Source organism: Devosia limi DSM 17137 (assembly GCF_900128975.1).
In the GTDB taxonomy this organism is placed as follows: Bacteria; Pseudomonadota; Alphaproteobacteria; order Rhizobiales; family Devosiaceae; genus Devosia; species Devosia limi.
Genome location: NZ_FQVC01000002.1, coordinates 290,110 through 304,811, shown reverse-complemented (window position 1 = coordinate 304,811; position 14,702 = coordinate 290,110). Strand labels below are relative to the sequence as shown.

General features: G+C 62.6%; 16 protein-coding genes. 5 read left to right on the top strand and 11 right to left on the bottom strand.

Translation table 11 applies throughout. From position 1 onward, the window contains the following. Positions 1-154 precede the first annotated feature (154 nt). Both BUA69_RS20920 and BUA69_RS04850 read left to right on the top strand, forming a co-directional pair. Positions 155-307, top strand: a complete 153-nt coding sequence (locus tag BUA69_RS20920) for a hypothetical protein (RefSeq protein ID WP_156385701.1) — start codon at positions 155-157, stop codon at positions 305-307. Between the two features lie 198 nt (positions 308-505). Beyond that, a complete protein-coding gene (locus tag BUA69_RS04850; RefSeq protein ID WP_072866470.1) occupies positions 506-655 on the top strand; it encodes a DUF1127 domain-containing protein in 150 nt (49 codons plus the stop codon). An 89-nt stretch (positions 656-744) separates the two neighbouring features. Here the strand turns inward: BUA69_RS04850 and BUA69_RS04845 are convergent, their stop codons facing one another. Continuing rightward, complete coding sequence (locus BUA69_RS04845) at positions 745-1,398, bottom strand: glutathione S-transferase family protein (protein ID WP_046135823.1); 654 nt, start codon at positions 1,396-1,398, stop codon at positions 745-747. A 117-nt stretch (positions 1,399-1,515) separates the two neighbouring features. On the opposite strand from BUA69_RS04845, the gene trmFO reads away from it, so the two are divergent. Next, on the top strand, positions 1,516-2,898 hold the full coding sequence (gene trmFO, locus BUA69_RS04840) for a methylenetetrahydrofolate--tRNA-(uracil(54)-C(5))-methyltransferase (FADH(2)-oxidizing) TrmFO (protein WP_046135824.1): 1,383 nt from the start codon (positions 1,516-1,518) through the stop codon (positions 2,896-2,898). A gap of 26 nt (positions 2,899-2,924) precedes the next feature. Beyond that, positions 2,925-3,374: a YiiD C-terminal domain-containing protein gene (locus BUA69_RS04835; protein ID WP_046135825.1), complete on the top strand. Its 450-nt coding sequence runs from the start codon at positions 2,925-2,927 to the stop codon at positions 3,372-3,374. Between the two features lie 229 nt (positions 3,375-3,603). Here the strand turns inward: BUA69_RS04835 and BUA69_RS04830 are convergent, their stop codons facing one another. The 4 genes from BUA69_RS04830 to yajC all read right to left on the bottom strand — a co-directional run bounded on the left by BUA69_RS04830 (position 3,604) and on the right by yajC (position 7,804). Then, positions 3,604-4,449, bottom strand: coding sequence for a phytoene/squalene synthase family protein (locus BUA69_RS04830; protein WP_046135826.1), 846 nt, complete (start codon positions 4,447-4,449; stop codon positions 3,604-3,606). Next, positions 4,449-4,856 (bottom strand): Mth938-like domain-containing protein, encoded by a 408-nt coding sequence (locus BUA69_RS04825; RefSeq protein ID WP_046135827.1) that lies wholly within the window; start codon positions 4,854-4,856, stop codon positions 4,449-4,451. Before BUA69_RS04825 ends, BUA69_RS04830 begins: the two co-directional genes overlap by 1 nt. After that, a complete protein-coding gene (secD, locus tag BUA69_RS04820; protein ID WP_046135828.1) occupies positions 4,840-7,389 on the bottom strand; it encodes a protein translocase subunit SecD in 2,550 nt (849 codons plus the stop codon). The genes BUA69_RS04825 and secD overlap by 17 nt, the downstream gene beginning before the upstream one ends. 61 nt (positions 7,390-7,450) lie before the next feature. After that, positions 7,451-7,804: a preprotein translocase subunit YajC gene (yajC, locus tag BUA69_RS04815; protein ID WP_046135829.1), complete on the bottom strand. Its 354-nt coding sequence runs from the start codon at positions 7,802-7,804 to the stop codon at positions 7,451-7,453. 206 nt (positions 7,805-8,010) lie between these two features. Here yajC and BUA69_RS04810 point away from each other — a divergent pair, with 206 nt between their 5' ends. Beyond that, on the top strand, positions 8,011-8,892 hold the full coding sequence (locus BUA69_RS04810) for an ATP-binding protein (RefSeq protein WP_046135830.1): 882 nt from the start codon (positions 8,011-8,013) through the stop codon (positions 8,890-8,892). Positions 8,893-9,142: 250 nt separating this feature from the next. Here the strand turns inward: BUA69_RS04810 and BUA69_RS04805 are convergent, their stop codons facing one another. The 6 genes from BUA69_RS04805 to tatA all read right to left on the bottom strand — a co-directional run bounded on the left by BUA69_RS04805 (position 9,143) and on the right by tatA (position 14,674). Further along, a complete protein-coding gene (locus BUA69_RS04805) occupies positions 9,143-10,375 on the bottom strand; it encodes a M23 family metallopeptidase (RefSeq protein WP_082093877.1) in 1,233 nt (410 codons plus the stop codon). Between the two features lie 174 nt (positions 10,376-10,549). Continuing rightward, the gene (gene surE / locus BUA69_RS04800) at positions 10,550-11,320 is read right to left on the bottom strand and encodes a 5'/3'-nucleotidase SurE (RefSeq protein WP_052950622.1); all 771 of its coding nucleotides are present in this window, start codon (positions 11,318-11,320) and stop codon (positions 10,550-10,552) included. Further along, positions 11,320-12,648, bottom strand: coding sequence for a serine--tRNA ligase (gene serS / locus BUA69_RS04795; protein WP_046135923.1), 1,329 nt, complete (start codon positions 12,646-12,648; stop codon positions 11,320-11,322). Before serS ends, surE begins: the two co-directional genes overlap by 1 nt. A 153-nt stretch (positions 12,649-12,801) precedes the next feature. Further along, positions 12,802-13,614, bottom strand: coding sequence for a twin-arginine translocase subunit TatC (gene tatC / locus BUA69_RS04790; RefSeq protein ID WP_046135831.1), 813 nt, complete (start codon positions 13,612-13,614; stop codon positions 12,802-12,804). A 3-nt stretch (positions 13,615-13,617) separates the two neighbouring features. Beyond that, on the bottom strand, positions 13,618-14,400 hold the full coding sequence (gene tatB / locus BUA69_RS04785; RefSeq protein WP_052950623.1) for a Sec-independent protein translocase protein TatB: 783 nt from the start codon (positions 14,398-14,400) through the stop codon (positions 13,618-13,620). A gap of 61 nt (positions 14,401-14,461) precedes the next feature. Beyond that, a complete protein-coding gene (gene tatA / locus BUA69_RS04780) occupies positions 14,462-14,674 on the bottom strand; it encodes a twin-arginine translocase TatA/TatE family subunit (protein ID WP_046135832.1) in 213 nt (70 codons plus the stop codon). Positions 14,675-14,702: the final 28 nt, after the last annotated feature.

Sequence of the window (14,702 nt, the reverse complement as noted above, 5' to 3'; positions counted from 1 at the left end):
CGGGTGTTTCGCCTGTAGATTTCGGCAATTGCGAGAGTTTTGTGAATTTGCCATGCGGTCCGCGCATGTCGCGCTTGACGTATACGGCATGGTGGCGCCGAGCGAATGGGCCCATCCTGCGGTTGTCGTAAACCAGCTCCAGGGGAATTGACCAATGTTTGTGCGTGCCGTCTGGCGGATCAAGCGCCTGGTCGACATCAAGCAGACGTTGCGGGAAATGGACGTTCCCTCGACGCGTGATGCCGATCTGCTGGGGATTTCGGGCCCCGACTTTTCCAAGATGACCCGATCGCTGTTCGACCGCTAACCGGATCGAACCCTCAAATTTAGCAGCGGCCGCCGAATTGCCTCCCGGCGGCCGCAAGCGCGCCACCAGACTTAACCGGATGTGAACGTCTCTGGTTAAAGCCCTGCGCCCCTCGCATAGCAAGATTGAGAAATCACCCACTGCTCATCTTGGCCGACCCGACCTAGATATATCCTCGTAAACGAAAGGAGACTTCAAATGGACATTCGCAAGACTTTCAAGAAATGGGCCGCTTACCAGCAGACCGTCCGTGAGCTTGCCGCTCTCGACAATCGTCAGCTCAACGACCTGGGCATCGCTCGTACCGATATCAATCGTATCGCCCGCGACCATGCTTCTTCGCTTTAGTCGTAGCCAGACTGTACTAAGCGTCGACGAAAACCGAACACCCGCTTCTCTGTGAGACGCGGGTGTTTTGCTTTCTGGTCACGACGTGATCAGAACGCCAACCTGCCGACGAGTTCGGCATAGGACACCATCACCGTCCGGCGGAACGCCGCGCGCCCGCTGAGCCGCTGATACCACGCCTGCACATTGGGCATATCGGGACGGTCCACTGCCATGGTGAACCAACGATAGAGCGCAATGCCCGCCGCGATATCGGCATAGCTCAGCTCCTCATCCGCCAGATAGGCGTGCTGCCCCAGCTCCCGCTCCATCAGCGTCAGCGCCGCAATGGTCTTGTTGTATGCCCTGGCAATCGCCTTGGCGTCCTGCTGGTCCGTGGGCGTGCGCACCGCCAGCCAGAACAGGCCCAGCCAGGCTGGCTGAAACGTCGTCGCCGTCCAGTCGGTCCATTGATCGACCCTGGCCCGCTGACGCGGATCGGCGCGCCAGAGACTTTCCTGACCATAGGCGCCGGCGAGATAGCGGATCGTCGCGTGGCTTTCCCAGACGGTCAGGTCGCCATCCTGCAGCGTTGGCACCAGACCATTGGGATTGAGCGCGCGATAGGCCGGATCATCCAGCCCGCCATGTGAACCGCCGACGAGGCGATGCTCATAGGTGAGGCCCAGCTCTTCAAGCGCCCACAGGGTTTTCTGCAGATTGGCGGAGCTCTTGCGGCCCCACAGAATCAAGCCGGATGTCATCGCGCCCTCCCGTTGCTGCCGGCACTGTTCCCCGCAACGGAAGGGGAAGCAATAATGGAATGCAGGTTGGTTCAGACGCCAGTTGCATGGGCGCTGCAGGCTTGGTATTTGCCAGCCATGTCCACATCAGAACCTATTCATATCGTCGGCGGCGGTCTCGCCGGATCCGAAGCCGCATGGCAGGCCGCCCAGTCGGGCGCCCAGGTCGTGCTCCACGAAATGCGGCCGGTGCGCGGCACCGATGCCCACCAGACCGACAGCCTGGCCGAGCTGGTCTGCTCCAACAGCTTCCGTTCGGACGACAAGGACCAGAACGCCGTCGGGCTGCTGCACGAAGAAATGCGTCAATGCGGCTCGCTGATCATGCGTGCGGCCGACGAGCACAAGCTGCCAGCCGGCGGCGCGCTCGCCGTGGATCGGCATGCCTTCTCCGCCGCAGTGACGCAGGCAATCGAGAGCCATCCCAATATCACCATCGACCGCAATGAGGTCGCCGGCCTGCCCCCCGAGGAATGGCGCAATGTCATCATCGCCAGCGGCCCGCTGACCTCGCCGGCACTGGCCGAAGCGATCCTGGCCAAGACTGGCGAAGACGCACTGGCCTTTTTCGATGCGATTGCCCCCATCGTGCATTTTGACAGCATCAATATGGACATTGTCTGGGCCCAGTCGCGCTACGACAAGGCTGGCCCCGGCGGCACCGGCGCCGACTACCTGAACTGCCCGATGGACAAGGACCAGTACTTCGCCTTTGTCGAGGCACTGAAGGTTGCCCCGCTGCATGAGTTCAAGGACTGGGAAAAGGTCCCCTATTTCGACGGCTGCCTGCCCATCGAGGTGATGGCCGAGCGCGGCGTCGAAACGCTGCGCCATGGACCGATGAAGCCGGTTGGCCTGACCAATCCGCGCAATCCGACGGTCAAGTGCTACGCCATTGTCCAGCTGCGCCAGGACAATGCGCTGGGCACATTGTGGAACATGGTCGGCTTCCAGACCAAGATGCGCTACGGCATCCAGGCCGACATTTTCCGCATGATCCCCGGTCTCGAGAACGCCCAGTTCGCGCGCCTCGGCGGCCTGCATCGCAATACATTCCTCAACTCGCCCAAGGTGTTGAGCCCCGACCTCAAGCTCAAGGCTGATCCGCGTATCCGTTTTGCCGGCCAGGTGACGGGCGTCGAGGGCTATGTCGAGAGCGCTGCGGTTGGCCTGATCGCCGGGCGCCTTGCTGCGGCCGAGGCCCGCGGCGAGGTCATGGCGACGCCACCCGTGACGACGGCGCTGGGCGCGCTGATCGGCCATATTACCGGCGGCCATATCGAAGCCGAAGGCTATAGCGGCGCGCGCAGCTTCCAGCCGATGAACGTCAATTTCGGGCTGTTCCCGGAAGTGAAGGTCATCAAGCCGGAAGGCGTCAAATGGAAGGGCAATGACAAGGTCGTTGCCAAGCGCCGGGCCATCACCGCCCGCGCGCTCGAGGACATCAAGAGCTGGGCCTAAGGCCCGGCACACCAGCGGAGCGCGCCATGACCTCGACCGAGCTCGAAGCCTATCTCCACGCCCACATTCCGCTTTCGTCGGCAATGCAGGTGAGCGTGGTCGAGATCGGGCCCGACGCGGTTGTGCTGGGCGCTCCGCTGGCACCCAATATCAATCACCGCGATACGGTTTTTGGCGGCAGTGCATCTGCCGTCGCCATTCTCGCCGCCTGGTCCCTGCTACATTTGCGGCTGACCACTGCCGGATTTGAAAGCCGGGTGGTGATCCAGCGCAACAGCATGGACTACCTCGCGCCGATCGCCGGCGATTTTACCGCGCGCTCATACTTTGAGGCTGGCGCCAACTGGGACGGCTTTGCGCGGATGCTGGAGCGCAAGGGCCGGGCCCGAATCTCGCTGGGAGCGGTGCTGATCACCGATGGCGTCGAGGCTGGGCGGTTGAGTGGTGAGTTCGTGGCGTTTGGGGCTGGGCGGTAGGCTGCGGTTCGGCGCGCCTCGGCTAACCCAGCTTCGTCTCACCTCACTCCCCCTCCACTACACATCCACGTCATCCCACCGGGTCATTCCCGCGCAGGCGGGAATCCATTTTTCCCTTTGTGGCTCCCAAGAATGGATTCCCGCCTGCGCGGGAATGACTCCGTGGTGGGTGAATGATTCTGCGAGTGGGGATGAATTGGTGAGTGAAGCGGGACAGTTGACCGCCGCCTTACCGGTTGCGGAAGGTCCACCAGGCCAGACGCGTGATCTTGCGCCAGTCGGCGTCGTCGGGGGCGGCGGCGAAAGGCGTCGACTGGTCAGTCTGCCACAGTGCGTGCTGGGCCTTGAGCATGGCGATGGGCGCGAAGGCTGGGCGCAGCTTGCCGGGCAAGGCGATGATGGCAGTTTCGGCCTTGGCGAGATGCTCGGACGCCAGGTCGCTGATCTGGCCCAGGGCTTCGACCACGCCTTCGCTCGCCTGACCCGAGAAGATGTCGCGCTCGCGCACGCCATTGGCGGCAAAGACCGACCAGGGCAGCATGATCCGGCCCTGGGAGGCGGTGTGGCCGAAGGCGCGCAGATGCCCGATCATGGCGTGCGCGACGCCGAGATGGCCGGCGGCGTCACCGATTTCGACCAGTTCGCCATCGTTGAGGATCATCGCCGCCAGCTGATACAGCGTCGAGGCGGTCTCGCCGGCATAGCCCTCGAAGCTTTCGAGATCGGGCATGGGATCGTCATAAAGATCGAAGCGCCGCGCGCCGAGCAGGCGCTGCAGCGTGCCCTTGGGAATGCTGTAGGTGGCGATGGTATCGAGCAGCGCATCGGCGATGGGGTTCTGGCGCACTGCACCATGGCCCTGCCCCTCCAGCGCGTCGTTCCACCATTGCAGGCGGATTTCACCCGGTGTCGGATCGGAGACGCGGGCGCGAATGGCGGCGACATCGGCGTTGAAGGCATAGAGCGCCACCACGGCATCGCGATGCGCCCCGGTCAGCACCAGGGTCGACAGATAGCGGTCACGGTCACTGGTCCGCAGCGCATCGGCGGCGTGGACGAAACTCTCGGCAGCCATCAGCGCACCCTGTCGACAGCAATCAGTGCCGCAGCCACGGCCCGCTGCTCGCCAAACAGCACATTATAGGTTCGCACCGCACCGCCCGTGGCAATGGCCTCGACGATGACGCCGCGCGCCCGGAAGGCATCGCGAATGATCGGGCTGACAAAAGCGATATCCATGCCCTGCCCGATCAGCAGCACATCGATGTCGTCGGCGCAGGCCAGGACCGGCGCCAGCGTTTCCAGGGTGATCTCGGACGACTGCGTCACGTCCCAGCCATGCATACCAGTGGGCAGGCAGAGCAGCGAGCCGCGATGCGACATTTCGGCAAAGCGGAAGCCGCCATTGCCGTAAACGTCAATGGCGGCCTGATAGGGATAGTGACCGGTTTCGTTCACGGTCAACTCAGACGGATGCACCATCAGCCGATTTCGGCCGGGCATCCTTTGGCTCGTCGGCCTTCGACTTCAGGCCGAAATTGATCAGGATCGGCCCGTTGACGATGATCGACGAGTACATGCCCACCAGACACCCGAAGGTCATGGCGATGGTAAAGCTGCGGATCACTTCGCCGCCGAACAGCACCAGCGGGATCAGCGCCAGGAACACGGTGAACTGCGTGATCGTGGTGCGGACGATGGTCTGGTTGATCGACAGATCGATCAGGTCCGGCAACGGCATCTTGCGATGCTTGCGCAGGTTTTCGCGGATTCGGTCGGAGACCACCACGGTTTCGTTCAGGGACAGACCGACGAGAGTCAGCACCGCCGCAATGGACGTCAGGTTGAACTCCAGCCCCGTTATCGAGAACAGACCGATGGTCATGATCACGTCGTGGGTCGTCGTCGTCACCGCCGCCAAGGCGAATTGCCACTCGAAGCGGAACCAGATGTAGATCAGGATGGCCACCAGCGAGATGATCACCGCAATGGCGCCCTTCCAGGCAAGCTCTCCCGAAACCGTGCCACTGACCGCTTCGGTACTTCGAACCGTGTAGTTCTCCGTCGCCAGCGCCTCGCGCACCTTGGCCACGGCAACCTGGTCGGCGTCCTGCCCGCCCTCCTGAGCCTGCACACGGACCAGCACGTCTTCGGGCGTACCGAAGCCCTGCACCTGCACTTCGCCCAGGTTCAGCCCGTCAAGCAGCTCGCGGACCTTGCCGACATCGGCGGGGCCGTCTTCGTGCTGGATGACGATGGCGGTGCCACCGACAAAGTCGATACCGAGATTGAAGCCGCGGAACACGGCGGAGCCGATCGACAGCACCGACATGATGATCGAGAAGGCGATCACATAGCGCGAGATTTTCATGAACGGGATTTTGGTCCCGTCCGGAATGAAGCGGAAATGCTGGATCTTGAGGGTCTTCGGCCGGCGCCAGCGGTACCACATGCCCACGAAGTAGAGCGTGACCGTGTAGGACGTGAACAGCGAGGTCAGGATGCCGAGGCCGAGGGTAACGGCAAAGCCCTGCACCGGACCCGAACCGAGGAAATAGAGCACGACGGCAGCAATGAGCTGGGTCAGGTGGGAGTCGATAATGGTGCCCCACGCCCGATCGAAGCCGGCATTGATCGCCTGCAACGGTGTTTTACCCGCCTTCTGCTCCTCTCGTATGCGCTCGTAGATCAGCACGTTGGCGTCAACGGCCATACCGATGGTCAGAACGATACCGGCAATACCCGGCAAGGTCAGCGTGGCCCCCAGCATGGAGAGCGCACCAAAGATCAGGACGATGTTCAGGACCAGCGAGATATTGGCGAAGACACCGAACAGCCCATAGGCGATGACCATGAAGGAGACGACCAGCACCGAGGCAACGATACCGGCGGTCAGGCCATGCTGGATCGAGTCAGCGCCAAGGCTGGCATCGACGGTGCGTTCTTCGATGACGTCGAGCGAGGCCGGCAGAGCACCCGCCCGCAGCAGCACGGCCAGGTCGTTTGCCGTCTGGGTAGTGAAGCTGCCACTGATCTGACCGGTGCCGCCGGTGATCGGCTGCTGGATCTGCGGCGCGGTGATCACCTGGTTATCGAGGACGATAGCAAAGCGCTGGCCGACATTGGCCGAGGTGATCTGGCCGAAAGTGACGGCGCCACGCGTATCGAAGCGGAAGCTGACAACCGGCATGTTGCGCTGCGAGTCAAACGACGGCTGCGCATCGACCAGCGACTCGCCACCCAGGGCGATGTCTTCATAGATGAGTTCCTTGCCACCATCCTGGCTAGGCAGGATCATGGTGCCGGCTGGCAGGCCCTGGGCTTCCGCCTGGGCAGCAGACATGCCGGGATAGACCATGTGGAAGGTCAGGCGCGCGGTGCGTGAAATGATGTCCTTGAGACGCTCGGAATCGCCGAAGCCCGGGACCTGGACCAGCACGCGACTGGTGCCCTGGCGCTGGATCGAAGGCTCGGTGGTGCCGAGTTCGTCGACGCGCTTGCGGATCACTTCGATCGACTGGGCGACCAGTGCCGACATGCGCTCGGTAATGCCCTCGGGCGTCAGCGTAATGGTCAGCTTGCCGTCGGGTGTTTCGCCGAACGACAGCTCGTTGACGCCGCCAACCGCAAACATCGAATTGCTGACCGTGGTCTGCAGCGTCTGGATGGCGGTACGGGCCGCCTCCTTCTGCGTCGGATCGGTCAACTCGATGGTGATCGTGGCATTTTCCGCATCAGTGGTGATGAGATTGCCGATGCCATTCTGGTTCGCCAGAAGATTGCGAACATCGCGGCGCAGGCTCTGCAACCGCTCGGTGACAATACCATCCTCATTGACCTGCAGCAGCAGATGGGACCCGCCCTGCAGATCAAGTCCGAGCACGATAGTCTGCTGCGGCAGGAAACTGGGCCAGGCCTCTCGCACATTCTGCGGCAGAAAGCTGGGTACTGCGAAAAGCACTCCCAGCAAGGCGACAAAGGCGATGATGGCGGTGCGGAGCGGGGAGAACTGCATTGAAGTCGTCCTAGGGCAGAATCAAAACCGGAGCCCAGCGGGCTCCGGTAAAAGCTTCGAATCAGGCGGCAGGCTTGTTGTCGTTGACCGGCTCAGCCTTGGAGCGGACGTCGGCGATCATGCCGCGCACCAGCTTGACCTTCACGGTCGGAGCGATTTCGACTTCGAGGTCTTCGCCATCAACGGCCTTGGTGACCTTGCCGACGATGCCGCCGGTGGTGACCACGGTGTCGCCACGACGGATGGCCGACAGCATGGCCTGCTGTGCCTTCATGCGCTTCTGCTGCGGACGGAAGATCAGCAGCCAGAAAATGACCACCAGCAGCAGGATCGGCATCAGCTGGATGAAGATATCGGTGATGCCACCACCGGCGGGTGCGCCGGCGGCCTGTGCATAAGCGGGCGTTACAAACATGAGGCGAGCTCCTTATCGTTTTTTTCTTGGGTTTGGAGAGGTTTTACGACCCGACCAAATGTCGCTGGCGACACTGACTGGACGCATATGGGGCTTTATGCACTTGCGCCCCGTGCAAAATCGGCCGGACTATACATTTGCCCCCCGACGATTGCAAAGGCAATCCGGGGGTCACAAATTGCCGCGGATCAGACGAGGACGACCCATTGAAGACCAAGGATTATCTGGCGGATATCGCCGCTTCACTCGAGCAGATTGCCCGCTCGCTGGCCGATATCGCCCCTGCCCCGCAAACCGCCGGCCCAAGACTCGGTGACGCCAATGCTTATCACTGGGATGCCGATGCCGGTATGTTGATGCCGGTGCCCAAGGTCAGCCGCGTGCCATTATCGATGCTCAAGGGAATCGATGCGGTGCAGGACATCCTTTTGCGCAACACCGAACAATTCGCCCGGGGCCACGGCGCCAACAATGCGCTGCTCTGGGGCGCGCGGGGCATGGGCAAGAGCTCACTGGTCAAAGCCATCCACGCCGATATCGCCGAACGTGGCGATGACGGGTTCGAGCGGCTGGTGCTGATCGAAATCGCCCGCGACGACCTGACCAGCCTGCCAACCCTGATGCGCCTGATCGGCAATGAATCGGCCCGCTTCATCGTCTTTTGCGACGACCTGAGCTTCGACAAGGACGAGGGCAGCTACAAATCGCTCAAGACCATTCTCGATGGCGGGCTTGAAGGGCGGCCGGACAACGTCCTGTTCTACGCCACCTCCAACCGGCGCCACCTGATGCCGCGCGACATGATCGACAATGAACGCGCGACCGCCATCAATCCCGGCGAGGCCATTGAAGAAAAAGTCTCCCTGTCCGACCGGTTCGGGCTGTGGCTTGGGTTCCACAATTGCGACCAGCCGACATTCCTGGCCATGGTGACGGCCTATGCCGATCACTACGGGCTGGGCCTTGACGAGGAAACGCTGCGGGCGCGGGCGATCGAATGGTCGGTGACGCGTGGCGCCCGCTCGGGCCGCGTGGCGATCCAGCTGGTGCGGACGCTGGCGGGTGAGATGGGCAAGGCGGTGAATTAGGGGGGGGGGCCTTTTCGGGTCGGCGCCTCTGTCCCTCTTCCACCGGGTCATTTAATCCCCATGGAGTCATTCCCGCGCAGGCGGGAATCCATTCTGGGCTGACCTGCTCGAAGAAGAATGGATTCCCGCCTGCGCGGGAATGACCCGGTGGATAGGGAAGATTTCTGCTATCCGGCAAATACCCCGGAACTACCCCACAAACAAAAATCCCCGCTTGCGCGGGGATTTCTACGAGTGGCCTCGTTGTTTTTTAGCTGGCGAGCAGCGGCATTGGATCGACCGGGGTAGCACCCTTGCGCAGCTCGAAGTGGAGCTGGGGCTTGGTGACCGAGCCGGTCATGCCGGCGGCGCCGATTGTATCGCCGCGACCGACGACCGACCCCTTGGAGACGCTCATCGACTTGAGGTGGGCATAGGCAGAGACATAGCCATTGGGGTGACGGATCAGCACGAGGTTGCCGTAACCTTCGACGCCCGAGCCGACATAGATCACCGTGCCATTCTCGGCAGCCTTGATCGTTGCGCCTTCGGCCGCTTCGATATTGATGCCGGTGCCCTTGGACGATGCGAAATCGGTGATCACGCGACCGCTGACCGGCCAACGGAACTTGTCATTGCCCGACATGACCGGCTCGGCGGCCGGCACATTGGCGACCTGGGTAGGAGCGGCAACCGGAGCGGCGGCGACAGGAGCCGGCGCCGGAGCCGGCGTTGCCGTGGCGGCCTGCACTGCATTGCCCGCTGGAGCAGACAACTGACCGAGGGGTGCAGCTGCGGGAGCGGCGGCGACCTGAGTGGCGGCCGGCGCCTTGGTGGCCAACAGATCCGCACGTCCCGGAATGATGACCTTCTGGCCGACGACGATCTTGTCGGGCGAGGACATGCCGTTGGCCTGGACAATGGCCTGGGTGGTCACGTCATAGCGGCGCGCGATGGTGTAAAGCGACTCGCCGCTGGCGATGGTGTGGGCATAGGCATTGGCCGGTACGGCGACCAGGTTTGGCGCGGTGGCGGCGGGCGGCAAAGAGCCCAGAGCAGCGGCGGGGGGCATGGCTGCGACCGGGGCAAGGGTCTGCTGTGCGGACATGGCTTGCTGTGTTCCCATTGGAGACGTTGAACTCAATACTGGCAGGTCTTGGGAGGATACGGAGGGCGGCATGGCGCCCGTCCCGGAGGCGATCGGAGCCGAATAAACTGGCTGGTTGAAACCCTGCTGCGGCTGCTGGAACCCGCCGAAGCCGCCAACATTGGCAGGCGGCACGAACTGGTTTGCAGCCACCTGCATTGGCGGCGCGCCAAGCGAGGACGGCATGGGCTGATTCATGTTGGAGGGGGTCGACTGGCCGGTCGAACCGGTGACGGTGCTGTCGCCGAAACTGCGACTACCGAGGGCTGTACACCCCGAGAGGGCTACGGCGCCGACCAGGACGCCTGCAATCGCTACAGCACTTTTCAGTGCCCGACGGGATACGCGGTTACTCATCAGCTCACTCGTACGCAGAACCTCAACACATGTCAGAGACTAGGCCGGTAAGGTAAAGACGAGTTTAAGGCCGATGCGATTTGAGCAAAAAGCGACGCCCCTGATTCCGAATTGGGTAAGGTTAAGGGCGGCAGCCGCGCCAAAACCACAGGGCATGCGCCGCAGGACAGCAGGCTAATCCAGGCTCAGCTTGCCCTGGAGACGCGCGAGCGTCGGCGCATCGGTCTGCTGCAGGGCCAGCGGCGTAACCGTAACGGCATAGTTACGGCGCAACACCTCGAAGTCGCTGGTGGGCGTGAGCGGCAGCGGCGTTTCGGGAATTGCCACGAAGAACTTGTCGGCATTGTCGCTTTGGTAATAGCGGAACGGCGAGCGCGAGAACCGCTGGTGGGCGACGGCGGCAATGCCCGTCACCTCCTCGATATCGCAGTCTGGAAAGTTGACATTGTAATAGACGTCGCGGCCGCTGGCCGACGCCATGATGGTGCGCACGGTGGCGGCGCCATAGCGGGCGGCGTTGTGCCACTCGACGCCCCGGCCCCGCTCATAGTCGATGGACTGGCTCATGGCGATGCCCAGTGCGCCCTGCAGGGCGCCTTCACGGGCGCCGGCGGCCGTACCCGAGACATTGATGATATCGCCCAGGTTCTGCCCGGCATTGACGCCGGACAGGACCAGGTCGGGCACATGATCGCGCAGGATGTGGGTATAGCCGGTGACCACGCAATCGGCGGGCGAGCCGCCGACGACCGCGAAGCGGCGCTCGCCGCGCTGGTCGATGCTGAGTTCGCGGCCGAGCGTGAACCGATGCCCGGCCCCGCTCTGGTTGCCATCCGGCGCGACGATCCACACATCGTCGCTGAGTTCGGCAGCAATGGCGGCCATGATGGCGATGCCTGGCGCATCCACACCATCATCATTGGTGATCAGAATGCGCAGACCCATCAGCGACCGCCGATGGACTTGAGGCCACCCATATAGGGCTGCAGCACGTCGGGCACGAGGACCGAGCCATCCTCCTGCTGGTAGTTTTCCATGACCGCGATCAGGCAGCGGCCGACAGCGGTGCCGGAGCCATTGAGCGTGTGCACGAAGCGCGGCGCCTGCTTTTCGCCAGCCGGGCGATAGCGGGCATCCATGCGACGGGCCTGGAAATCACCACAGACGGACACCGACGAAATCTCGCGATAGGTGTCCTGTCCCGGCAACCACACTTCGAGGTCATAGGTCCGCTTGGCGCCAAAGCCGACATCGCCCGAACACAGGTTCATCACCCGGTAATGCAGGCCGAGCTTCTGCAGCACGGTCTCGGCGCAGCCAAGCATGCGCTCATGTTCATCGACCGAGGCTTCGGGAGAGGTGATCGAGACCAGCTCCACCTTGTTGAACTGGTGCTGGCGCAGCATGCCGCGCGTGTCGCGGCCGGCCGAACCGGCTTCCGAGCGGAAGCATGGCGTCAGCGCGGTGAACCGCAGCGGCAGTTCTTCCTCGGACAGCATGGATTCACGGACCAGATTGGTCAGCGGCACTTCGGCCGTTGGGATCAGGGCCAGACGGCCGCCGGCATGCCCGGCGAAGAACAGGTCGTCCTCGAACTTGGGCAACTGGTTGGTGCCGAACAGCGCATCGTCCTTGACCAGCAGCGGCGGCTGCACTTCGGTATAACCATGCGCATTGGTGTGCAGGTCGAGCATGAACTGGCCGAGCGCGCGCTCGAGGCGGGCCACCTGCCCTTTCAGCACCACAAAACGGCTGCCGGAGAGCTTGGCGGCGACTTCAAAGTCCATGCCGCCAAGGGCCTCGCCAATCTCGTAATGCTCCTTGGGGGCAAACGAAAAGCTGGGGCGCGGCGCGCGGACCTTGGCCACCGTCTCGGGCGTGCCGTTGCGGCCGAAATACTCGACATTGCCACTTTCGTCCGCGCCATCGGGCACGTCGTCAAACAGCAGGTTGGGAATCACGGCCAGCGCATTGTGCAGTTCCAGCTCGATGGCGCGCTCTTCGGCCTCGCCCTGCTGGATGCTGTCCTTGAGTGCGGTGACTTCGCTCATCAGCGCTTCGGCCTTGGCCTCGTCCTTCTGCGCCTTGGCCTGACCGATCAGCTTGGAAGCGGCATTGCGCTTTTCCTGGGCCTGGTTGAGCCGAACGATGATGTCGCGGCGGCGGTCATCGATGGCCAGCAGATCGGACGAGCGCACCGACACGCCCTTGCGGCGGGCAACAGCTGCATCGAACGCCTCGGCGTTGGCACGAATCCACTTGATATCGAACATCAAATTACGGGCCTGGACCCGCCTCTTCTTGGGGTCCTGACGGACCGTAAACAGACCTTGCAGCCCATCGAACACAGCGCATGGCATGGGCCACGGTGATGTGACGCGACAGGCTCACACACGGTCTACGGGAAAACGATCAACCGATCCAGATCACGGCTCGGCGGCAGCACGCTCGGCCTCTGCCTTGGCCCGGCGGCGCTCAATCATGCGAACCGACAGAATCGACAGTTCGTAGAGCAGGTACATGGGCACAGCAAGACCGATCTGGGAGATCGGATCGGGCGGCGTGATGAAGGCGGCAAAGCCCAGAATGCCGACAATGGCGTAGCGACGGCCCTTCTTGAGCAGGTCGACATGCACCAGATCGATCTGGGCCAGCAGGGTCAGCACCACAGGCAGCTGAAAACAGACACCGAACGCCAGGATCAGCGTCATGGCAAGGCCGAGATATTCCGAAACGCTGGTGAGCATGCGGATCTCTTCGGTCTGCATGCCGGCAAAGAAGTGCAAGGCCATTGGCAGCACAACGAAATACACCATGCAGGCGCCGAGGATAAAAAAGATCGGTGTGGCAACGAGATAGGGAATGAACGCGCGGCGCTCATGTTTATAGAGCCCGGGGGCCACGAACATGTAGATCTGGCTGGCCACGAACGGGAAGCCCAGGAAAATGGCGCCGAACAGGGCCAGGTTGAGCTGGGTGAAGAAGAATTCCTGCGGCGCGGTATAGATCAGCTCCAGATCGCCCGGATTGGGATAGATCGAGCGATATGGCCCCAGAAGAACATCGAATATCTGCCCGGCAAAAATGAAGCAGGCCACCATCAGCAGCACGATGGCGATGGCCGAATAGATCAGGCGCTTGCGCAGCTCGATCAAATGCTCAAGCAGCGGCGCTTCGCTGCCCGCGAGCTCGTCCGGCTTTTCTGCGGTCTTGTCTTCGATCTGCTTGGTGTCAGCCATGGTCTATTCGTCCTCGGCTTTCGCAGCATCGGCGGTGACGGGCGCGCTGGCCGCGGGGGCCTTCCTGGCAGGCTTTTCAGCCGCGCTGGCGGCAGGCTTGGCCGCGGCAGGAGCCTTCTTGGCCGCCGGCTTTTTCGCAGCCGCTGGCTTGGCTTCTGCCGCAGGCTTGGCAGCAGCGGCCGGCTTCCTGGCGGCCGGCTTCCTAGCGGTCGGCTTCTTGGCGACAGCAGCTTTGGCTGGCGCCTCGGCCATTGGCTCGGGAGCAACTGGCTTGAGATCCGTGGTGATCACCGGCCGGGTCGGCGCCGGATTTGCCTTTACCGGAGCCTTCCTGACTGCAGCCGGCTTGGCCGCGGCAACAGGTTTGGCGCTGGGCTTGAACCCGGCTTCGGCGGCAATCTCGTCATTGGTCCTGGGAACCGCGGGCGGGCTGACCGCTGGCATGCCGGCGGCGGCGCGAATCTCGTCGACAACGCTCTCCGCCTTGGGATCCGCCGGCTTGATGACGCCGCTCGGCTGCACGCCGGTCGGGGTCATGGCATTGAATTCCTTGCGGATTTCATCCGTGGTTTTCTTGAGCGGAGCGGTGATCGAGTTCCGCAGATTGCGCACTTCATCAAGACCGGTCGTCTTGTTGATCTCACGCTGGAACTCGTTTCCCATGCGCCGGATCTGGCCGATAATCTTGCCAGCCCGGCTCATGACGACCGGAAGGTCTTTTGGTCCGACGAAGATCAAAGCGGCAATGCCGATGACCAGCATCTCTGTCCAGCCCAAGCCGAGCATATGATTCTATCCTATATTCCGACGGTGCGGCCGGAAACCGGCCGCCCTCTGGCAGTCCGCCTCAGGCGTCCTTGCTCTTGTCGACTTCACGGGCATCGATATCGGCCGTGGTGGTGACGCGCTCCACAGGCTTGTCGTCATCCTTCATGCCCTTCTGGAAGGCTTTGATGCCGGAGGCAACTTCGCCCATCATGCCTGAAATCTTGCCGCGACCGAACAACAGGATCACGACAACGGCGACGACGAGTATTCCCCAAATTCCTGGCGCGTGCATTTTGGATTCCCCTTCAAGTTTTACGAAC